This window comes from Clostridium senegalense JC122 (assembly GCF_000285575.1).
GTDB classification, from domain to species: domain Bacteria; phylum Bacillota; class Clostridia; order Clostridiales; family Clostridiaceae; genus Clostridium_J; species Clostridium_J senegalense.
Genome location: NZ_HE611051.1, coordinates 565,346 through 586,731 on the forward strand (window position 1 = coordinate 565,346; position 21,386 = coordinate 586,731).

The 21,386-nt window shown below is 26.0% G+C and carries 22 protein-coding genes and 1 pseudogene; 3 read left to right on the forward strand and 20 right to left on the reverse strand.

Going from position 1 to position 21,386, the window contains the following annotated elements:
• Positions 1-523: 523 nt before the first annotated feature.
• The 5 genes from CSGHG_RS24245 to CSGHG_RS10845 form a co-directional block, all read right to left on the reverse strand.
• Positions 524-796, reverse strand: coding sequence for a 2'-5' RNA ligase family protein (locus tag CSGHG_RS24245; protein WP_235700132.1), 273 nt, complete (start codon positions 794-796; stop codon positions 524-526).
• Complete coding sequence (locus CSGHG_RS24250) at positions 783-1,037, reverse strand: 2'-5' RNA ligase family protein (RefSeq protein ID WP_235700133.1); 255 nt, start codon at positions 1,035-1,037, stop codon at positions 783-785. Before CSGHG_RS24250 ends, CSGHG_RS24245 begins: the two co-directional genes overlap by 14 nt.
• A gap of 40 nt (positions 1,038-1,077) precedes the next feature.
• On the reverse strand, positions 1,078-1,890 hold the full coding sequence (locus tag CSGHG_RS20585; RefSeq protein WP_042316274.1) for a leucine-rich repeat domain-containing protein: 813 nt from the start codon (positions 1,888-1,890) through the stop codon (positions 1,078-1,080).
• A gap of 214 nt (positions 1,891-2,104) precedes the next feature.
• Complete coding sequence (locus CSGHG_RS10840; RefSeq protein ID WP_010294981.1) at positions 2,105-2,740, reverse strand: DedA family protein; 636 nt, start codon at positions 2,738-2,740, stop codon at positions 2,105-2,107.
• A gap of 28 nt (positions 2,741-2,768) precedes the next feature.
• Positions 2,769-3,323, reverse strand: a complete 555-nt coding sequence (locus CSGHG_RS10845) for an undecaprenyl-diphosphatase (RefSeq protein ID WP_010294982.1) — start codon at positions 3,321-3,323, stop codon at positions 2,769-2,771.
• A gap of 564 nt (positions 3,324-3,887) precedes the next feature.
• Between CSGHG_RS10845 and CSGHG_RS10850 the strand changes: the two genes are divergently transcribed.
• The gene (locus CSGHG_RS10850) at positions 3,888-5,243 is read left to right on the forward strand and encodes a YjiH family protein (RefSeq protein ID WP_026022321.1); all 1,356 of its coding nucleotides are present in this window, start codon (positions 3,888-3,890) and stop codon (positions 5,241-5,243) included.
• 98 nt (positions 5,244-5,341) lie between these two features.
• Here CSGHG_RS10850 and CSGHG_RS10855 read toward each other — a convergent pair whose 3' ends face one another.
• From CSGHG_RS10855 to CSGHG_RS10920, 13 genes and pseudogenes are all read right to left on the reverse strand, one after another.
• Positions 5,342-5,842 carry an NUDIX hydrolase gene (locus CSGHG_RS10855; protein ID WP_010294985.1) on the reverse strand — a complete coding sequence of 167 codons (501 nt, stop codon included), beginning with the start codon at positions 5,840-5,842 and terminating at the stop codon, positions 5,342-5,344.
• A gap of 66 nt (positions 5,843-5,908) precedes the next feature.
• A complete protein-coding gene (locus CSGHG_RS10860) occupies positions 5,909-6,487 on the reverse strand; it encodes a sugar O-acetyltransferase (RefSeq protein ID WP_010294987.1) in 579 nt (192 codons plus the stop codon).
• A 167-nt stretch (positions 6,488-6,654) separates the two neighbouring features.
• On the reverse strand, positions 6,655-7,263 hold the full coding sequence (locus CSGHG_RS10865; RefSeq protein ID WP_010294988.1) for a LysE family translocator: 609 nt from the start codon (positions 7,261-7,263) through the stop codon (positions 6,655-6,657).
• 161 nt (positions 7,264-7,424) lie between these two features.
• Positions 7,425-7,802 (reverse strand): Lrp/AsnC family transcriptional regulator, encoded by a 378-nt coding sequence (locus CSGHG_RS20590; RefSeq protein WP_328284736.1) that lies wholly within the window; start codon positions 7,800-7,802, stop codon positions 7,425-7,427.
• Positions 7,803-8,056: 254 nt separating this feature from the next.
• A complete protein-coding gene (argH, locus tag CSGHG_RS10875; RefSeq protein ID WP_010294993.1) occupies positions 8,057-9,376 on the reverse strand; it encodes an argininosuccinate lyase in 1,320 nt (439 codons plus the stop codon).
• Between the two features lie 26 nt (positions 9,377-9,402).
• Positions 9,403-10,596, reverse strand: a complete 1,194-nt coding sequence (locus tag CSGHG_RS10880) for an argininosuccinate synthase (protein ID WP_010294996.1) — start codon at positions 10,594-10,596, stop codon at positions 9,403-9,405.
• A 438-nt stretch (positions 10,597-11,034) separates the two neighbouring features.
• The gene (locus CSGHG_RS10885; protein ID WP_042316279.1) at positions 11,035-11,766 is read right to left on the reverse strand and encodes an amino acid ABC transporter ATP-binding protein; all 732 of its coding nucleotides are present in this window, start codon (positions 11,764-11,766) and stop codon (positions 11,035-11,037) included.
• Positions 11,767-11,781: 15 nt separating this feature from the next.
• A complete protein-coding gene (locus tag CSGHG_RS10890; RefSeq protein ID WP_010295001.1) occupies positions 11,782-12,429 on the reverse strand; it encodes an amino acid ABC transporter permease in 648 nt (215 codons plus the stop codon).
• Positions 12,430-12,474: 45 nt separating this feature from the next.
• Positions 12,475-13,272, reverse strand: coding sequence for an ABC transporter substrate-binding protein (locus CSGHG_RS10895; RefSeq protein WP_010295002.1), 798 nt, complete (start codon positions 13,270-13,272; stop codon positions 12,475-12,477).
• A 418-nt stretch (positions 13,273-13,690) separates the two neighbouring features.
• Positions 13,691-14,746, reverse strand: a complete 1,056-nt coding sequence (arsB, locus tag CSGHG_RS10905; protein WP_010295004.1) for an ACR3 family arsenite efflux transporter — start codon at positions 14,744-14,746, stop codon at positions 13,691-13,693.
• Positions 14,747-14,757: 11 nt separating this feature from the next.
• Positions 14,758-15,162, reverse strand: a complete 405-nt coding sequence (locus tag CSGHG_RS10910) for an arsenate reductase ArsC (RefSeq protein ID WP_010295006.1) — start codon at positions 15,160-15,162, stop codon at positions 14,758-14,760.
• Positions 15,163-15,182: 20 nt separating this feature from the next.
• Complete coding sequence (locus tag CSGHG_RS10915; RefSeq protein ID WP_010295008.1) at positions 15,183-15,509, reverse strand: ArsR/SmtB family transcription factor; 327 nt, start codon at positions 15,507-15,509, stop codon at positions 15,183-15,185.
• A gap of 147 nt (positions 15,510-15,656) precedes the next feature.
• A pseudogene (locus tag CSGHG_RS10920) lies at positions 15,657-15,863 on the reverse strand (GNAT family N-acetyltransferase); the annotation flags it as partial.
• A 275-nt stretch (positions 15,864-16,138) separates the two neighbouring features.
• Here CSGHG_RS10920 and CSGHG_RS10925 point away from each other — a divergent pair.
• Positions 16,139-16,696 carry a hypothetical protein gene (locus tag CSGHG_RS10925; protein ID WP_010295013.1) on the forward strand — a complete coding sequence of 186 codons (558 nt, stop codon included), beginning with the start codon at positions 16,139-16,141 and terminating at the stop codon, positions 16,694-16,696.
• 1,751 nt (positions 16,697-18,447) lie between these two features.
• On the opposite strand, the gene CSGHG_RS10940 is transcribed toward CSGHG_RS10925, so the two are convergent.
• Positions 18,448-19,290 carry a DUF2785 domain-containing protein gene (locus CSGHG_RS10940; protein WP_010295017.1) on the reverse strand — a complete coding sequence of 281 codons (843 nt, stop codon included), beginning with the start codon at positions 19,288-19,290 and terminating at the stop codon, positions 18,448-18,450.
• Between the two features lie 178 nt (positions 19,291-19,468).
• Here CSGHG_RS10940 and CSGHG_RS10945 point away from each other — a divergent pair, with 178 nt between their 5' ends.
• Positions 19,469-20,224, forward strand: coding sequence for an alpha/beta fold hydrolase (locus CSGHG_RS10945; RefSeq protein ID WP_010295019.1), 756 nt, complete (start codon positions 19,469-19,471; stop codon positions 20,222-20,224).
• A gap of 94 nt (positions 20,225-20,318) precedes the next feature.
• Here CSGHG_RS10945 and CSGHG_RS10950 read toward each other — a convergent pair whose 3' ends face one another.
• Positions 20,319-21,080 carry a carbon-nitrogen hydrolase family protein gene (locus CSGHG_RS10950; RefSeq protein ID WP_010295022.1) on the reverse strand — a complete coding sequence of 254 codons (762 nt, stop codon included), beginning with the start codon at positions 21,078-21,080 and terminating at the stop codon, positions 20,319-20,321.
• Between the last annotated feature and the right edge of the window lie 306 nt (positions 21,081-21,386).

The following is a 21,386-nucleotide window of genomic DNA, read 5'->3' on the forward strand; positions in this document are numbered from 1 at the left end:
GCTTAAATCACTGTTTTCTATTTAATATATTAAATTTATTTTCTACTTCCATAAACCAAATGAAAATAGTTATTTAATACAAAATAAATTTGTTATTTTAAATATTTCTACAATGTGTTTAATAATACCTGTTATTTTCTATACTTATTATTTTTCATATAATTATTTAAAATTTTGTTATATGTAATTTATTTGATAAAATATACATAACTTATATTGATTTTAAAAAAATTGGAGGTTTAAAGATTTGTTATGATAACTAAAAACAAAGTAATATATTTAAAATAGTTACTACAGTGATAGCTTTAGCTTTATATACTTTTCTAAAAATAAAAACTTCTTTTAATCCCATACTAGGTATTGTTATAACAGTATATTTATATTTTATAATAATGTATTTTGTTAATAAAAAACACAAGACTCCATAACTATATTAATTTCAATTCTATAATTCATAAAATATATTATACTGCATAGTTTTTAATTTATTTTTTAAAATTAACATATGGAATTGTTATACATATTATTGTTTTAACTCTATTTCCATTTCTAAAATAGAACATTCACTTTCATCTATAATCTCCACTGAAATTTTGTTCACTACTGTATTGAAAACTTCTTGTATATTATGAATCTCTTTATATGCATTTTCTAAACTCTCCTTATTGCTAAAGCTACCAATAGTCATATGTGGTATAAATTCAACGTTATTTAACCACTTAGGTTTATGCTCTTTTAATATACTTTTATATAAATTATTATGAATGCCTATTAAATCTTCTTTACCATTTATCACCTTTAAAAAATAAATAATTCCCTGATTTATCCTGAACTTTAACTATTCCATATAAACTAATTTTAAAAGCTTTTGTCTCCTTTAATGTTTCTAATAAATAATTTTTTAATTCTTCTGTATTTAGATAACTTTCAAAAGGAAATACTAAAGTTATATGTGGTCTCACCTTATGATATAACGGATCATATACTTTTCTAATTTTATTAATAATATCTACATTTTCAAACTCTGGAAATATCAATATACATCTTTTTTCAAAACTATCCCCTTCTATCTATATACTATACATCCCTTTTTTCTAACTCATCTAACCATTCTATTTCTTCTAATTCTCTATTCCATCTTAAATCTAATCTTTCTAAGTTTTCTATGTTTAGTAACCCTTTTGGTAATTTTTTTAATTTATTTCCTCTTAAATCTAATTCTAATAAATTTTCAATTTTACATATATCTTTAGGTAAAATATTAATATTATTATTTCTAAGATTCAAACGTCTTATTTTCTTACACATACCAATCTCTTTTGGTATCTCTTCTAACATATTACTACTTAAATCTAAAACTCTTAAAAATTTTAAATTTCCAATGGATTTTGGTATATACCTTAGTTTATTTTCTTTTAAATGAATTTCTTTTAGATTTGTCATATCACCAATAGAATCCGGTAAATCTTCTAATTTATTATCAATTAATCTTAATTCTATTAAATTTACTAAATTTCCAATATTATTAGGAATACTTTTTAACAGGTTTTCACTTGCATTTAAGTATTTTAACTTATGCAAAGTGCAAATTTCTGTAGGTATTTCTACAATTCTATTTCCATGTATATATAAATAATCTTCTAGTTCAGTTAAATATTTAAATTCTATAGGTATTTCAGTTATTTCATTATATCCTAAATCTAGCATCTTTAATTTTGATAATTTTTTTATATTTGCGCTTATACAATTTATTTTGTTCACTGATATATTTAAAACCTGTAAATTTTTCATTTGAAAAATTTCATCTGGAATAATATCTATATTATTATCATAAAGACTTAATTCTTTTAACTCATCAAATTTATATTCTATATTAGGTAATTTTTTAATCCTAAACTATTTAAATTTACTTTCATATTTTTCTCCAATCTATTAAAAACATTTTTATCAAATGAATACTTTTCACATTAATCCAAATCACATAATTGTATTATATATAATTACTAAAAAAAATCGATAATGATTTTAAATCATCATCGATTTTTATTTAAATAATTATTTACTAATTTATTTGTTTTTTTAACTATAATATAAAATCCTACTACTATTTAAAAAATTTATTTTTTATTAATTCAAAAACAGCAGGAAGCAATGAAATCATAATTATAGCTATAATCACTATGGAAAAATTTTTTTCTACAAAAGGTATGTTTCCGAAAGAATAACCTATTAACAATATACCACTTACCCAAACTATTCCCCCTATTGCATTAAAGGTTATAAATTTTTTGTAATTCATTTTTCCTACACCAGCAACAAAAGGTGCAAATGTACGTATAATTGGCATAAACCTTGCTAATATTATTGTTTTTCCACCATAAGTTTCATAAAACTTATTTGTTTTATCTATATATTCTTTTTTTAAAAATTTATTATCATCTTTTAATACTTTAGGCCCTAGGTATCTTCCTATATGATAATTTATAGTATCACCTAAAATTGCTGCTAGTCCTAAAGATATAATTAATATTACTATATTTAAATCACCTAACGCAGCAAAAGCTCCTGCAGCAAATAAAAGAGAATCTCCTGGCAAAAAAGGAATTATAACTAATCCTGTTTCACAAAATATTATTATAAATAATATTAAATATATAAATAACCCATATTCACCTATAAAGGCTCCTAAAAATTTATCAATATGTAAAAATACATTTAAAAAATTACTTATTAAATCCATTACTTATACTCCTTATCATAGCTATAACTTATTTAATTATTTTTCCTTCTAATTTTAAATATAAATTAGCTACTTTTTTGCTAAGAAATTTTGAATATAAAAAATTAGTAATAAAAACTAATATATATGCTCCAATAACATCTAAAGGATAATGATGACCAACATAAAGTCTAGATACTCCTACAATACATGATAAAGCTATAAGAATAACACCATAAACTTTACTATATTTATTTATACCTAAAGCTATACTCATTGTAAAAGTTGAATGATCACTAGGGAAAGATGCGTTAGGGCTATGTGGAAATAATAAGTTTACATCATGTGAAACAAATGGTCTAGGATGGTAATAAACCATTCCTATCATTGCACTTAAAAATAAATTTAACACTGTAAAAACACCTGTGTTGATTGCAATAGCTCTAGTATTTTTATCTTTTTTAACAAATCCATAAATATATAAAACTAGAATTACTATAGCAAAAATTATAGGTACATATTTTGAAAATATTATCATAATATTATCCATAAGCTTGCTTTTACCAGCTAACTGATTTACTAAATCAAAAAGCTTAAAATTCATAAAAATCACCTCAATTTTTCTTTAGTTAATTTTATAGGGCTTTAAATTTCAACTTATTCATTTATCAAATAAGAAAATTTAAGATTAATATTTTACTGCTAGTTAATAACTTAATTTAGTTAAGAGTGAATAGTTAAATGTTCTTAACTATTAACTAATTATAGTTGTACTTATTTTCTTAAATAATAATAAAAATTTGATGAATAAATTTTATTCTAATCTTAATCTTATACCCCCTATGCTTATTAACTATTTAAATTTAAATTTATAAAAATGTCAATATAATTTTTATTTCTTATCATTTTTAGGTTTAAATAAACTATTTGTTTACATTTCACCTTGAAAATAAATCATTCCTGTTATCACTAAAAGTTCATTATATATTATTTTTCTTTCATCACACATTACCATAATGTTCAAAGAAAATATATTAATTTTAAAAATTATCTTTAATTTCAATTGAATATTTAAATTTTACTATAAAACTTAACATTTAAAATTTATAATAACTTATATTTTTTAATATAAATAGTATAAGTTAGTATTTTTTTAATTGAGGAGGATATGATTTTGGAATCAAATCAATCTATAACTGCTAGAGGGATTTTTAAGTTCATTATTCCATCATTATTAGGAATTTTTCTCTTTATGATACCTATACCTTTTAATGGACAAATAACCATACCTGTAGCAATATTTGCAAAAGTTATAACTACAAACCTTGAATTATATTTACCCACGATTGCTGCTATAATAATATGTTCCAGTGTATTATTTACTATCTATGTTAAAATTGCAAAACCTAAATTTTTAGAAAAAAATAAGTTTCTTAAAGGATTATTTAATGTAAAGCCTATATGGTTTTGGATTAGAATAATAGGTATGACTTTAGTTGTATTAACATTATTTGAACTAGGTCCTGAATGGATTTTCTCTGAAAATACTGGTGGATTACTTCTAAATAGCCTACTCCCTGTACTGTTTGCTGTATTTTTATTTGCAGGTCTACTGCTACCACTTCTATTAAACTTTGGCCTACTTGAGTTTGTTGGAACCTTACTTACAAAAATAATGAGACCTATCTTTAATCTTCCTGGACGTTCATCAATAGATTGTATAACCTCATGGTTAGGTGATGGTACTATAGGTGTGTTGCTTACAAGTAAGCAATATGAAGAAGGATATTATACCAAAAGAGAAGCAGCTGTTATAGGTACTACTTTTTCAGCAGTTTCTATAACCTTTAGTTTAGTTGTATTGCAAACTGTAGGCTTAGAAGAATATTTTCTTCCATATTACCTAACTATTTGTTTAGCAGGAATAGTTGCTGCTATTATACTACCAAGAATACCTCCACTATCAAGAAAGGAAGACACTTATTGCACTCCTCCAAAGGATAAAGGAGAGGTTATTCCAAATGGATATAGTAAATCTCAATGGGGTTTAAGATTAGCAGTTCAAAAAGCTAAAAGTAATAATATAAAAGATATATTTAAAGAAGGAACACAAAATGTTTTAGAAATGTGGCTTGGAGTTATGCCTGTAGTTATGGCTATTGGAACAATTGCTGTAATTATTGCAGAATATACATCTGTTTTCAAATTTTTAGGATTGCCATTCTATCCAATACTTAAATTATTCCAAGTGCCTGAAGCCTTAAGTGCTTCCCAAACATTTGTAGTTGGCTTTGCAGACATGTTTTTACCTTCAGTTATAGCTGCTGCCACAATAGAAAGTGAAATGACAAAATTTATAGTAGCTGCTGTATCTGTAACACAACTTATATATATGTCAGAAGTAGGTGGACTTTTAATAGGTTCTAAAATTCCTGTTAACATGAAAGACTTGTTGATTCTTTTTATAGAACGTACTTTAGTCACACTCCCTGTTATTGTAATTGTAGCTCACATCTTATTTTAAACTTATAAACAAAAGGATATATTAAGGCATTAACTTGCTTTAATATATCCTCTATTTTAAATATGTAAGTTAATCCATCTATAAATTTTAAATACTATCTAATGAAAATCACCTTCAACTAAATCAAGAATTTCATAAATCTCAGGATATTTAAATAACCTTCCTTCTTCAAGCATTTCTTTAAACTCATTAACTGTAATCCACTTAGCTTCAGCAACTTCATTTTCTTGTAAAACTAACTCTTCTAAATCAATATCTTTTCTTACTAAATATAAATCCCAAATTAAATCTGTTCTAAAAATTCTTCGCATAAATTCCATTTCATCTTCAGAAATTTTTATTCCTAACTCTTCGTTGACTTCACGAATACACCCATCTATAGAATTTTCTCCTGATATCATCCTTCCTGTTGTTAATCCCCACACCCCTGGTAGTATGTCACATCTGTTAGAACGTTTTTGTACTAATATTTTAGAATCTGAATTTATAATCCATGCCTCCATAGCTAAATGGTATTCACCACTGTTTAATTTTTCACCTTTTTCTTTTACTTTTCCTGTTTTATAGCCATTTTTATCATATATATCCCAAACTTCCACAATTACCCCTCCTAATTCTAACTTTATTTTATTTAAATAGAGTACACATTTTCTAATATCAAAACTTTATATTCTCTCCACTACCTTACAGGGATCCCCATAAGCAACACAATTACTTGGAATAGATTTAGTTACTACACTTCCAGCTCCAATAACTGTATTATCACCAATAGTAACTCCCGGACAAATAATTGCTCCCCCTCCAATCCAAGAGTTATTACCTATACTTACTGATTTAGTAAATGTTGTATATGTTGCTCCATTTGAAGAATTTGTTTTAATTCTTTCTAATGGATTTATAGGGTGAGTTGCCGTATATATTTGAACAGCTGGACCGATAAGAACATTTTCTCCAATTGTTATAAAGTTATCATCTATAAAAACACAATTATAATTAATAAATGTATTCTTACCAATAGATATATTTTTTCCATAATCACATGAAAAATATTTTTCTATCCAAACTCCATCCCCTATAGATTTAAATAAATCCTTTAAAACATTAAATTTAAATTCTGCCTCTGTAGATGGAGCATTATTAAACTTTTCTAAAAGATTTTTAGCATTGTGATACATACCAATAAGTTCAGGATCTCTTGAATCATAGATTTCTCCTGCCAACATTTTTTCTCTTTCCGTTAACATAGCTCATATATTCCCTTCTCATTTTAATAGATTTTTTAATTTACAATATTTTCAACTTGTTTTATTATATTATACAATCTATTTCTTTTACTATCAAAAACTCATTCCAAACTATAACCTTTTTAAACTAAAAAAATCAAGGGTTAACCTTGATTTTTTCTATATTGTTATACTTTTTTAAGTGCCATTTTAACACCAAAATAAATTAGTAAAACTCCGACAATTATATTTAATATTTGAATTACATATGCTGGTAAAAATACTTTTGTAAAAGTACCTACTACTGCAACTAACGTTAAAAAACTTAATGTAGCCATTAAAGCACCAATCCCAAAAATATAAATATCTTTTCTTTTCATATTTTCTTCAATAATTTTAGTAGAAAATACCCCTGCCCAAAATACTATTGTAAGTGGATTAGATGCAGTAAGTATTATAGATTTTAAAAATACACTATTTGAATTTCCTGCCCCTTGAAGACTTAAGCTTGGTATAAAATTAATATCAAATTGACCTAAAACTGTACTTAATCCAAAAATAATTAGTATAATTGCTCCAAATATTTTCAGCCCTACTTTTACCTTTCTTTTTTCTATTATAGATGCTATTCCTAAAATAGCCGCAAAGATATAAAGACCATCAACTATAGTAACACCTAATACTCCAGTTTCTGCTATATAAAAACCTTTTAATGAAGCCATCTGCAATATGAAAATACAAACAGGGCCTATTGCTAACTGCAATAACATTCCAAATTTTAAACCTTTTAAAAACATATCTTAACTCCTTTTAGTCATATGAACTAATTTATTCAAACTTAATACTTAAAAACAAATGAATAAATTATCCTTTATTAATTAAATAAATATGTCTTAAACATTAATATCTTCTTTTAGTGATGATAGAGTGATTATTGTATTTGATTGAACTACACCTTTTATTTTTTTAGTTTATTAGATATAAAATTTTCTAAAACGTTGGTATCTTCTACAAGTATTTTTAGTAAATAATCATATTTACCGACAACATGATGACATTCTAATACAGAATTATATTTAACTATAGCTTTTCTAAATCCTTCTATATTTTCAGTTTTATCAATATTAACAAAAATAAATGCTAAAAGTTTATAATTAATTTTATCTCTATTAATCCTTACTGTGTATTTCTCAATTATACCGGCAGATTCTATTTTTCTTATTCTTTCTGATACAGCTGGTACAGAAAGCTTCACTCTTTTACTTATCTCTGAAGTAGTTGATCTACTATTTTCTTTTAAGATATTAATAATTTCGAAATCAATAGCATCTATGATTAATCACCCCTAACTTTTCTAAAGTAATTTTATTTTATAATATTAAATTAATATAAGTAAATATTTTTCAAAAAATCAATAAATTTTTAAGCAAAATATAACTTTTAGTTTAAATGTTTAATTAGTAATATTACATACCTGTATGATACTTTAAATTATTAAAGTGTTTTTTAGTGAATATTAAAAAAGCACATGGAATAAACATATTAAACCATGTGCTCTTTATTGTTAGGTATATTCAATTATCATATATATTATTTAATTATTTCTTTTTTTATCCCTCTTTTTAATGTTCTTTCGTAGTCAATGAATTCATAAATATCTTCATCAAATGCATCACTAAATTTTTTAAGTTCTTTTAAATTTAAGCTTTCTATTGTAGTACAATATTCTTCGCAATAAAGTACTATCTCACCTATTATTCTATGAGCATCCCTAAATGGAATTCCTTTAGTAACTAAATAGTCTGCACCTTCTGTAGCATTTAAAAAACCTTTTTTAACTGCATTTTTAGTAACTTCTTCATTTACTTTTAAACTTGAAAGCATACCACTCATTATTTTAAGACAACTTATAACATTGTTAGTACCGCTAAAAAATCCTTCTTTATCTTCTTGCATATCTTTATTATAAGCTAAAGGTATACCTTTCATAGTAGTAAGTAATGCCATTAAGTTTCCATAAACACCACCAGTTTTCCCTCTAATTAATTCTGCTGCATCTGGGTTTTTCTTTTGAGGCATTATAGAACTTCCTGTAGAAAATTCATCACTAATCTCTATAAAATCAAACTCTTTACTGCTCCAAATTATAATCTCTTCACTCAATCTACTTAAATGCATCATTATTATTGAACATGCACTTAAAATTTCAATAGCAAAATCCCTATCACTAACTCCATCTAAAAAATTATCTACTGGCTTTTTAAAACCCAATTCCTTTGCAGTAAAATCCCTATCTGTATTATAAGTAGTACCTGCTAATGCACAACAACCTAATGGGCTTTCATCCATTACTTCTATTGCATTTATCATCCTTTTTTCATCTCTTACAAGCATATTATAATATGCCATAATATGATACTTAAAAGTAACTACTTGAGCTCTTTGAAGATGAGTATATCCTGGCATAAGTACATTATTTTCATCACCAAGTTCTACTATGGCTTCTTTAAGATTCACAATTTCTTCTATAATCTCTTTAGCCTTATCTTTTGCATAAAGCCTAAAATCTAATGCAACTTGATCATTTCTACTTCTTGCAGTATGGAGCTTTTTGCCTACTTCTCCAATTCTTGAAATTAAGTTCATTTCCACAAAACTATGAATGTCTTCATATTCTCCTTCAATTAAAAGCTTTGCTTCATCAATATCTTTTAAAATAGAAATTAGACCTTTAATTATTTCATCTTTTTCTTCATCAGTTAAAATGTTACATTTCGCTAACATCTTTACATGTGCTATGCTACCTTGTATATCGTATTTATATAGCTTTTTGTCAAATCTTAATGAACTATTAAAATCTTCCATAAGTTTGCTTTCTTTCTCTTTAAATCTTCCTCCCCACAGCTTCATACAAGATCTCCTCCAATTCAAAATTTTTATTTCTTTAATGCTTTTATTCTTGATGGAAGACTAAATAATCTTATAAATCCGCCGGCATCCTTATGACTATATAAATCACTTTCACCAAAAGAAGATATGCCTTTATCATAAAGTGCATTTTCTGTGAATACTCCTGCATTTGTTACATTGCCTTTATATAATTTTAATTTAACTGTACCTGTAACATTTTCTTGTGTTTTCTCTACAAAAGCATCTAAAGATTCCCTTAAAGTAGTAAACCATAATCCATCATAAACAAGCTCTCCATATTTTAAAGCTAACCCTTGTTTATAGTGATATGTTATTTTATCTAAAGTCAATCTTTCAAGTTCTCTGTGCGCCTCATAAAGAATTGTTCCACCAGGGGTTTCATATACACCTCTAGATTTCATTCCAACAAGTCTATTTTCAACTATATCAATTATACCTATACCATTTTCCGAACCAAACTTATTTAAAATAGTTATTAAATCCACTCCATTTAACTCTACTCCATCTACTTTTTTAGGCTCACCCTTTTCAAAGTAAATTTCTACATAAGTAGGTTCATTTTTTGCATTTTCTGGTGCTGTTATTGAAGAGTATAACTCCAACTTATGCTGATTTTCTGGATCTTCTAAATCGCCACCTTCATGACTAATATGCCATAAATTTTTATCAACAGAATATATCTTCTCTTTTGTTACAGGAACATCTACACCTTTGCTTAAAGCATAATCTATAGCATCTTCTCTTGAAGAAATATCCCACATTCTCCAAGGTGCTATAATTTCTATAAGTGGATCACAGGATGCAATTGCTACTTCAAATCTAACTTGGTCATTTCCTTTTCCCGTACATCCATGACATATGTATTTTGCACCCTCCATTTTTGCTATTTCTACTAATCGCTTAGCCATAAGTGGTCTTGCAAGAGAAGTTCCAAGAAGATATTTATCCTCATAAACTGCTCCAGCTTTTAATGCTTTATATACATATTCCTTAACAAATTCTTCTCTTACATCTTCTATATAAACCTTCTTGGCACCAGTTCTTATTGCTTTTTTCTCCACTTCTTTCATATCATCATCTTGTCCAACATCTACACATACCGCTATAACTTCTAAATCATAATTTTCTTGTAACCAAGGAATTATTATTGATGTATCTAGTCCTCCTGAGTATGCTAATATCACTTTTTCTTTATTCATAAATTAAGCCCCCTTATTTTTAGTCAAAATTTTATATCTTTATTTTTAGCAATTATATGGTTGCAATCTATAACTTAAATTTATACATCAAATTTTTGTTATCAGTTGAGAAAAATAAGTACAAATATAGTTAGTTAAGAATTAAAAATTATTGATGAAACTGAGCATCAGTTTCTTAAATTTAAAAATACGTTGAGAATTACTAGGAGCAAAGTGAGTAGTAATAACCATAACTGTTCACTATTAACTCTTAACTAAAATAATCTGTTAGTTATTGAAAAATAATTTACAAAAATAGATTTCAGTACGCCTGTCCTTCTTGTTAGGCCTGTAAACTTAGGATATAACTTCAGTTAATTTCATATACTAAATTCAAAGTTTATTTTCTCAATTGATAATACAATTTTAATAAATTAATTTAAATTTGAGCTTGTTTCCCTATATTACTTTCTTTAAAAATTCTTTTGTTCTTTCCTCTTTTGGAGAAGTAAAAATCTCACTTGGTTTACCTTCCTCTATAATTTTCCCACCATCCATAAATATCACTCTATGTCCTACATCTTTAGCAAAACTCATCTCGTGAGTTACTACTACCATAGTCATACCTTCACTTGCTAAATCTTTCATAACATTTAAAACTTCACCAACTAATTCTGGATCTAATGCAGAAGTTGGTTCATCAAAAAGCATTATATCTGGTTCCATAGCAAGTGCTCTGGCTATTGCTACCCTTTGTTTTTGACCACCTGAAAGTTTTGATGGATAATAATCCATTTTATTTTCTAATCCAACCTTTTTTAATAAATTTTCTGCTTTTACTCTTACCTCATTTTTTTCTTGTTTTTTTACTATAATAGGCGCTTCCATAACGTTTTCTAATGCCGTCTTATGTGGAAACAAATTAAAATTTTGAAATACCATCCCCATTTTAGTAGTTACTTTTCTTAACAAATGTTTATTTTTCTCATTCAATTCTTCATTTTCTATTATTATCTTACCTGCATCTATACTTTCTAGATGGTTTAAGCATCTTAAAAAAGTACTTTTTCCTGACCCTGAAGCTCCAATTATAACGAGAACTTCTCCTTTTTCAACTTTTATATTTAAATTTTCAAATACTGTTAAATCCCCAAATCTTTTAGTAATGTTTATGCCTTCTATCATATACATAGTCATTCCCCCCAATTAATATCTAGCTAGTTTTTTCTCCCATTTGGAGAACATACCTGTAAATATCGTAGTTAAAACTAAATAAATACATGCTGCAATAAAAAATGGTTCTATTGGCCTAAAATTAGATGAATATATCTGCTGTGCAGTTCTCATCAATTCTTCCATAGCTATGATAGAAACTAATGAAGTATCCTTTAAAATCGTTATAAATTCATTACCTACTGGCGGTATTATAACTTTAAAAGTTTGAGGAAGTATTACTCTTTTCATAGTTTGACCATAAGTAAATCCTAAAGCCTTACAAGCCTCAAACTGTCCCTTATCAACAGCTAAAATGCCACCTCTAATTATTTCTGACATATAAGCCCCTGAATTTAAACTTAAACCAATTATAGCCGCTGACATCGGTTCTAATTTTATTCCTAAAAAAGGTAACCCATAGTATAAAAAGAATAGTTGCAATAGCATAGGTGTTCCCCTAATTATCCATGTATAAAATGAAGCTAAGGAATATATTAATTTATTCTTTGACATTTTTAATAATGACACTGCTATCCCAATTAAAGTTCCTAAAACTACAGAAATTATTGTTAAGAATATAGTCATACCTGTTGATTGTAGTAGTATAGGAAATATCTGCTTTAGTATATCAATATCCATAGCTTCTTCACCCCCTCTTTATCTTAAGTATTTTTTTAAAGCTAATTATTTATAAAAGTCATAGCCAAACCATTTCTCTGATAGTTTGGATAAAGTACCATCTGCCTTTAATTCATCAAGTGCCTTTTGGACTTGATCTTTTAAATCTGTATCTTCTTTTCTAAACCCAGCACCTACATTTTCCTCTGAAAGCTTAGCATCAAGAAGAATTAAATCCCCATCTCTTTGGGTTAGATAATATCCTCCAACTTGTCCATCTGCTATAACTGCATCAAGTCTTCCAATAGATAAATCATTAAAAGCTTCTGTTATCCCATCATATTTCTTAATTTCTTTTAACCCATCAATTTTTTGTGCAGCCATATCACCAGTAGTTCCTAGTTGCACTCCTACAACCTTATCCTTTAAGTCTTCTACATCATTTATAGATGCATTATCCTTTTTTACAATTAACTTTTGTCCCCCTACTATGTACGGCTGTGAAAAATCAATTTCTTTTTTTCTTTCATCAGTTATAGTCATTGTTGAAAGTATCATGTCATATTTTTTAGCTTTAAATGATAAAATAATTCCCTTCCAGTCATTATTTATAAACTCTGCTTCAACCCCAAGTTTTTTAGCTATCTCATTTCCTAAGTCAACATCAAACCCTACTAAGTTATGATTTTCATCCCTAAATTCCATAGGCGGATATGTATCATTAAGCCCAATTAACAACTTACCTTCTTCTTTAACCTTTTCTAAAGAATTAATATTTTCATCTTCAACTTTTTCATTACCACATCCAACAAAAGCAAAAAAACTTATTAATATAATTCCAATCAACATAAGAATTTTCTTCATAGTATCATCTCCTCCCCCTTAAATTTTTGTTATTATAGATAATACATCCTTTCTCATAATTATGCAAGTATATTTTTATATTTTTTTAAAATATTTTTCTTTTTGTCTTTAAAAGCCTTTAAATAAAGGGTTTTTTTTAAAACAAAAACCATACATTAAACTCATTTTTTCTATTTTTATTCTGTGTATGCATATTTATTCATGTATATACATCCCTTCATTTTTATTTTTTAAAACAAAAGGCTATCTTAAAATAGATTTTTAACTCTATTTCAAGATAGCCTTTTGTTTATTTAATAAGTATTATTTAAAACAATATACCTTATTATTTGTATATTATTATATTAAGATTTAGTTAATATAATAATTCATTTTTCTTATTATAATTTTTATAATTAAGAAATTATATATTTAAGTTTTATGCCTTATTATTTAAGAACCAACCTCTTGTATTATTAGCAATTTTAACAAGTGTTAGCATTATAGGTACTTCTGTTAAAACACCTACCACTGTAGCAAGAGCTGCTCCAGATTTAAGTCCAAATAGTGATATCGCTACTGCAACTGCTAATTCAAAGAAATTGCTTGCACCAATCATACCTGCCGGAGCAGCAACACTATGAGGAAGTTTCCATAACTTTGCCCAACCATAAGCAATAGTAAAGATTAAAAATGTTTGAATTGTTAACGGTACTGCAATTAACAATATGTGAAGTGGATTATTTAATATAATTTCCCCTTGGAATGAAAAAATTATAATTAAAGTTAAAAGTAATCCAATAATAGTTATATTATCAAATTTTTTTAGAAATATGTTATTAAAATAGTCTATTCCTTTATTTCTTACAACATATTTTCTTGTCAAATATCCTGCTACAAGTGGTATGACAACAAATAGTATTGTTGATAAGATTAATGTTCCATACGGTACTGTAACATCACTCACCCCTAATAAAAATGCTACAATAGGTGCAAATGCTATTAATATAATCAAATCATTTACAGCTACTTGGACTAATGTATATGCAGGATCTCCTTTAGTAAGATAACTCCACACAAATACCATAGCTGTACATGGTGCTGCACCTAACAATACTGCGCCTGCTAAATACTGTGTAGCAAGATTTTCTGGAATAAATCCCTTAAATACAACTTTCAAGAAAAAAGCCGCTATAAAATACATGGTAAATGGTTTTATAAGCCAGTTAGTAACACATGTAACCACTAATCCCTTAGGTTTTTTAGTTACATCAACTATACTATTAAAATCAATTTTCAACATCATTGGATATATCATAAGCCAAATTAAAATAGCTACTGGTATAGATACATTATAATATTCAAATTTATTTAATGTCTCAGGTATAACAGGAATAAATTGACCTATAAGTATTCCTACTACAATACAAAGTGCCACCCATATAGTAAGATATCTTTCAAAAAATCCTATACCTTTATTCTTTTCTTGTGACATCTTTTTCCCTCCTATACTTCATCATTTTTAATTTTTTCAACTAAGACTTTAACTTTCTTTTCTATATTTTTTGCAGTTTTAATAAATTCCTCATCACCTTTTCCAGTAGGATCTTCTAATCCCCAATCCTCCACATGCTTTGCAGGTACATATGGACATTGTACATTACATCCCATTTTTATAACTATATCTACCTGTGGTAAATCAGCTAAAAGCTTAGACTTTTGAGATATATTCATATCTATATCATATAAATCTTTTATTATCCTTACAGCATCTTGATTAATATTTTGCACTAATTCTGTTCCTGCTGAATAACTTTCAAAAAACTCATAACCATATAACTTACCTAAAGCTTCAGCCATTTGTGACCTGCAAGAATTATGAACACATATAAAAGCTACTTTCTTTTTCATTAATTTTTCCTCCTATAATTTTAGTCATACTTGCATTTGCATTTAGATTTTTCTTTACAAATACATTCATCAGTATCTGTTATAAGATTCATAAGAAATAAAATAAGCTTATTACAGTTAGAATTATTAAGAGCATAATAACTCCATAATCCATCTTTTCTAGATTGTACAATTCCACAATCTATCAACACTTTCATATGGTGTGAAAGTGTTGGCTGTGTAAAATCAAAATGTTCCAATATATCACAAGCACACATTTCTCCACAGGATAATATATCAATTATTTTTAATCTATTAGCCTCTGATAATGCCTTTATTATTTTTGCATTTTCATCATAACATTTCAAATGTTTTTCACCCCTTTATATTTATAGTTATCTATATACTTATATTAAACTTTCACTTTTCTTTTGTCAACACAGTATTATAGTCTTTGAATTTATTACATATATTTATTTATATCTATATATTTATATTTTCATAAACTGTACAAACTAACATTTTTCGCTTTTCCATAGACTCCAAAAACCAATTTCTATAAATCCAATATTTTCATAAATTTTACCTGCTATTGGATTATCATAAAACAAACATACTGTTTTCCCTTCTAAAAGTAAATCTATACACAATTTAGAAACTAAAGCCGTTGCATATCCACACCCTCTATAATCTATATGTGTACAAACCCCAACAATCATTGCAGAATAACTGTTTTCAGCTGTAGTTTCATCCTAAACTATTAACTCTTACCTTTTAACTATTAACTAAATGCAGTTGTACTTACTTTTATCAAGTTATAATAAGAATTTAATAAATAAACTTAAATATGAACTCATTCTCCTATAGTGCATCAGTATAATATAATATTTTTTTCAAATAATACTTTAAGATAATTAAACTACATGTAAATACTTTTTTTAAAAGAGTATAATTATTATAATCGTTATATATTAAATTTAAGATAGGAGGATATTCTATGAACAAATTAAATAATTTTATTAATATTTTAGCAGGAAGTTTTGATAACTCTGAACAATTTAAAGAATTGGAAAGTAGAGGAATTACAAATTTTCCATTTGCCAAACATGTAAATACTATATGCAATGATAAAATAACAAATCTCCCTAAAGATTTTAAGGGTATTTTTCTTGTAGAAGAAAGCTATTATACTTCCGATGGAAAAACCCATTCATCTCCTCATTTATTTCTATTTACAGAAGAAAATGAAGGAATTAAATTAACTTCTTATGAACTTCCAAAAGGATATGATAAAAATACTTTTACATATACACAATTAGAATCAATAGATTATAATAGTTTAAAAATATCAGAAAAATTCACACCAGCAATATATACTTTGAAACACAATGTATGGGAAGGTGGAAGTGTAAGCATGTTCTCTCCAGTTCTTAAGTTTACACTATTTGAACGCTTTTCAGAAGGAATATTAGAAGTATCTGAATCAATGGAAGTTAACGGTAAAAGAACCTTCGGATATGACCAACCAATTATATATAAAAAAATTCATAAGTAAAGATATAAATAAAGACATATGTCTAACAAAAGGCATATGTCTTTTTTATTCTATAAGGAAAAAACGTAAATACTATTGAATCTAAAAAATAAAGCATACAGTTTTTTTATTTTGTTGTGGATTGTAAAAATTTTAAATTATATATTAAGTAGGTGATACAAATGTTTTTTTATATTTTAATTATAATATTATGTACTCTTATTTTCTGTTTATTAAATGGCCTTATTTCTATATTTAATAATAGATTTGAAAATAAATTTGTTTATTTTGTATTTAGTGAAGAAGTTTTAACCACATTATTTGAAAAGGAAAAACTTTCTACTAAGTTATACAAAAAAATTAAATTTTGGGCTTTAATAGAATCATTAATAACAATAGCTATTTCTTTTATATTCATATTGATATTTAAAGAAAATTCATTAATTACTCTTAGATATATTTTAATTATCACATTATTTTTAACTAAATTCACTATTAACAAACTTGTTTTAAATATAATAAAGTAAAATTAAAATGAACCCTTCAAAATAAGTACCTTTTTCAATTATGGTATATATTTTAGGGTTCATTTTATTTTAATTGTATTTTTCTACATATTTCAAACTTATTTTAAGTCGGATTAGTTATATTTTATATTTTATTTACATATAAGAAATAAAAAAACTTTATTAATCATGTTCTTCTACAAACATTTATTGTAAAATATGTTATTATTAGTATAGCTATATTATTTATAGTATAGCTAATTCTACACTCATATGAGGGGGTATATAGATGATATTTAAAAAACCAAAATTAAATTTAAAATCTAATTTAGTTAGTGGTAAGGAGGTTTTTTAAAAACATCACCTCAACACAAATCAATCTACTAATACATTTCTTTTTAATATCTATTTCTCTTATATTTAAGTTTTTATACCTTTTAATAAAATTATTAGTCCATTGCGATACTTCCACTAAATGCTGAACATATTCTTCAACATTTATCCAAGGTATCGTAATGGTATCAAATAATTTTAATAATGAAAGGGGCGTTATATAATGCTAAAAAGATTTAAAATTAGAGAATCAGTAAGCAAAAAAAGAAATGTAGACGCCTTACAAAAGAAAAAATATTTATTTATATGATTTATAACAAATCATACAGAAATACAAAAGAAAGATTAGAATATACTAGGTTAAAGTATATTCTTAGTGTTTTTCTGGTCAGTGTTGTATCGATGTTTTTCTGGTATAGATTTACTAACAGCACACATATAATTAATAAAATCATAGAACTTGCAATAATTACCATAACAGTTCTAGGACATAGTCAAGAAAACATCAAATCAACAAAAAACACAACAGCCCTAAAGAAATTAATCAAACATATAATAAATATGATTAATCAATATCTTTAGGACTTAATCTTTATTTGTAGAAGTAGTCTGGCCACTACTTCTACTTAAATTATTAGCTATTTTATTTATTCTATTCACTTAATACATATTAATTTCACCATTACCATCATAGCAATTTTTATAAAAAATGTAAATAAAATACTAAATTTCTTTAATTTTTTTATTTTATACCATATAATCAACATTTATTATAATAAATTCTATTTTAAATATATTACAATGTATTTTAAAATATGCCTATTTAAAATATTTATTATTTTATTTTTTAAAAAAACTGTGCTTTCACACAGGTATATATTCTTGTACTTTGAGCGTAAAGTGTTTAATTTTATTTATCTTTTTACATATATACTATTGAAAATACTTTGGTGTTGTTTTATTTATTACTTCTTCTATAATATGAAGAAAATCTTCAGTTATATCTCTTCTTTTAAGCCTAAAATATAATGCTGATAAAAATCCCTTGTGATTACACATTAAATTATGATCATCAGGATAAACATTTGTCTTCTCCATATTTTCAAAACTTTTTATCCACTTTATAATTTTTTCCTTTGATATTTCTTCTCTTTCTATTATATTAATAACTGTTGTTACTAATCTTTCTTCTTCGTTATTTGTATAAGCATAGTAATTTATACAAATCTTTTTTCTTATACCTTCTAATATCTCTATTAAATTTTTCTCATTTATTTCTTTGCATTTTACAATTTCAGCAAGTGCATCTGCGGTATGTGCTGCGGTGTGCACCCATCCTTTATCTATTACGTATCCCCTTACATCTTTTTCCTCATTTAAATATTTGATTACCTTTTTATATACTCTTATTATTTCTTCATCATTAAAAATTTTACATTCATTATTGTGACTATATACAATGCAATCCACAATCAATACACTAAATGACCTTTTAAAAACAGAATCATCCCCAACTTTACCAATATTATAAAATAAATTTTTTTCACTTAATACTAATTTTAATATATCCTTTACTTCTTTATCTGTTAACTTTTTTTCTACAATCATATTACAAAGAAGCTCTAATATAAGATTATCTCTTAATTCCGCATCTATTGACCCTATATTTTCTAAACATTTAAGCGCTAAATCATAGTTGTTTACTTTTTCAGGAATAATCCAATCATTATCTCTTATACTTTTTAACTGTTCTTTTAATTCAATAACACCTTTCATAACGCTCCCCCTACCATATATGTTATTTTTTACTATTTTTTTAATTATAGCATATATCCAATTTATTTTATCCAAATAAGTATTAATTACCTACTATTCTTCCTAAAATAAGTTATTTAATCGTTCTTGAGATAAATCACTAGTAACTGCTAAACTATATAAGAAGGGGGATTTTTATATGGCATATTTTGAATACAAAGGGAAAAAAATTTACTACGAAGAAAAAGGTGAAGGTACACCATTAGTTTTATTACATGGTAATACAGCTTCTTCAAAAATGTTTTCTTACATTATAGATTTATACACTGACAAATATAGGGTTATTTCAATTGATTTTCTGGGGCATGGAAATTCTGAAAGATTGAAAGAGTTTCCATTAGAGCTTTGGTTTGATGAAGCCATGCAAACAATCTCACTATTAGAATTTTTGTCATGTGATAAAGCTAATATATTAGGAACAAGTGGAGGTGCATGGGTTGCAATAAATGTTGCTTTAGAAAGACCTGATTTAGTCAAAAAAGTAATTGCAGACAGTTTTGATGGAAAATCACTTGCTTCAAATTTTGCAGATAGATTATTAGAACAACGTACACTATCCAAGAAAAATGAAATGGCAAGAGAATTCTATTACTTATGCCAAGGTCAAAATTGGGAAGGTGTTGTTGATAATGACACAAACTCTTTATTAAAATTTGCACATGAGAATATTAGTCCATTTCATAAATCACTATCTGAATTACAGGTGCCATTATTGCTTACAGGTAGTAACAATGACGATATGATTAGGAATGATTTTGAGATTGAATATACTAATATCTTACATGAAATTTCTCAAGGAGAAAAATATATATTTCAGGAAGGATTTCACCCATCTGTTATATCTAATGTAGAAGAATTTGCAAAAATAGCTAAAGAATTTTTGGATAAAATATAAAGTATCTTGTTTTGCCATTCGGCAAATTTTATAATTCAAAGTGACAGTCATTAAATATTTGAAAAGATCAAATTTTAATAACTGTCACCTATATTTATAATCCTATATCATCTCTACATTGGCTTATATACCAATCTGATGTTTCATTAAGATCTATTTCTTCTCTAAAATAATAAAATTTATCATTAACACATTCTTTTAATATTTCACCACTTGGAGAAATAATCATTGTAGGACAATGTTGATTTACATGGGCATTATTAGCACTTATTAAAAATCTTTGATTTTCTGCAGCTCTGCTAACAAGGTGACTTCTCCACACTGAAATGCCTTTTCCTTGTACAGCATTCGTTAAATATATAAATATGTCTGCTTTATGTTTTGCAAGCGATCTCCACTGTTCTGGAAAACGAATTTCCCTGCAAAGTTGTATTCCTAAATTTATAGTTTTTTCTCCAATTTTAATTGGATAAACGTCCAACTTATCTCCTTCTTTAAAATACCCTCTTTCATGAAAAGCCAAATTTAACTTTTTATATATAAAATCTGGATTATTATAAGAGTAACCTATTGCAGCATTGCACCATGTGTCATTTTCAAAAACACAGGAACCAAATACTAAATGTACCCTTTTTTTAATAACTTCATCTTTTAATAACTTCATTGCATTATTAAGTTCTTTTACATTTATATCTTTAAGAAAGTTAACATCATCACTATATCCTGATAACGCTCCTTCTGGTAATATAACTAAATCATCCTCTTTTGATTTTTCTAATACTGACATTATGTATTCTAAGTTTTCATTTATATTAAAACTTATAGGAAATTGTGCAACAAGTACTGAAATCTTCATAACTAGCCCCCTAAATATTAAATATAGTACATATCTATTTCTATAACATATTATTTAACCCTTTTAATATTTATAACACTTCATTTTTTTAATATTAAATTTTAAAGGAAGCCTTCTCTGACTTCCTTTAATTAATGTAATTTAAACTAATTATTATTAAACTCTTATTTAATAGTCTTATAACAGAACAACTTTAACAAATTAAAATAAAAAATTTAATTGTTGCTCCACTAATTATACAATTTAGAATCTGTATTTTTTAATGATACAAGTACTATCTATTGTACATAAATTGCGTTATAAACA

Excerpts from the sequence above, each read along its gene's own strand:
- arsB (WP_010295004.1), bottom strand. The coding sequence starts at position 14,746 with ATGTCACAAGAAAAGAATAAAGGTATAGGATTTTTTGAAAGATATCTT.
- CSGHG_RS10890 (WP_010295001.1), bottom strand. The coding sequence starts at position 12,429 with ATGGATATTGATATACTAAAGCAGATATTTCCTATACTACTACAATCA.
- CSGHG_RS10845 (WP_010294982.1), bottom strand. The coding sequence starts at position 3,323 with ATGAATTTTAAGCTTTTTGATTTAGTAAATCAGTTAGCTGGTAAAAGC.
- CSGHG_RS10950 (WP_010295022.1), bottom strand. The coding sequence starts at position 21,080 with ATGAAGATTTCAGTACTTGTTGCACAATTTCCTATAAGTTTTAATATA.
- CSGHG_RS10885 (WP_042316279.1), bottom strand. The coding sequence starts at position 11,766 with ATGTATATGATAGAAGGCATAAACATTACTAAAAGATTTGGGGATTTA.
- CSGHG_RS10860 (WP_010294987.1), bottom strand. The coding sequence starts at position 6,487 with ATGTTAACGGAAAGAGAAAAAATGTTGGCAGGAGAAATCTATGATTCA.
- CSGHG_RS10945 (WP_010295019.1), top strand. The coding sequence starts at position 19,469 with ATGGCATATTTTGAATACAAAGGGAAAAAAATTTACTACGAAGAAAAA.
- CSGHG_RS10925 (WP_010295013.1), top strand. The coding sequence starts at position 16,139 with ATGAACAAATTAAATAATTTTATTAATATTTTAGCAGGAAGTTTTGAT.
- CSGHG_RS10910 (WP_010295006.1), bottom strand. The coding sequence starts at position 15,162 with ATGAAAAAGAAAGTAGCTTTTATATGTGTTCATAATTCTTGCAGGTCA.
- CSGHG_RS10840 (WP_010294981.1), bottom strand. The coding sequence starts at position 2,740 with ATGGATTTAATAAGTAATTTTTTAAATGTATTTTTACATATTGATAAA.
- argH (WP_010294993.1), bottom strand. The coding sequence starts at position 9,376 with ATGAAGCTGTGGGGAGGAAGATTTAAAGAGAAAGAAAGCAAACTTATG.
- CSGHG_RS10850 (WP_026022321.1), top strand. The coding sequence starts at position 3,888 with ATGATTTTGGAATCAAATCAATCTATAACTGCTAGAGGGATTTTTAAG.
- CSGHG_RS10895 (WP_010295002.1), bottom strand. The coding sequence starts at position 13,272 with ATGAAGAAAATTCTTATGTTGATTGGAATTATATTAATAAGTTTTTTT.
- CSGHG_RS10880 (WP_010294996.1), bottom strand. The coding sequence starts at position 10,596 with ATGAATAAAGAAAAAGTGATATTAGCATACTCAGGAGGACTAGATACA.
- CSGHG_RS10940 (WP_010295017.1), bottom strand. The coding sequence starts at position 19,290 with ATGAAAGGTGTTATTGAATTAAAAGAACAGTTAAAAAGTATAAGAGAT.
- CSGHG_RS10865 (WP_010294988.1), bottom strand. The coding sequence starts at position 7,263 with ATGTTTTTAAAAGGTTTAAAATTTGGAATGTTATTGCAGTTAGCAATA.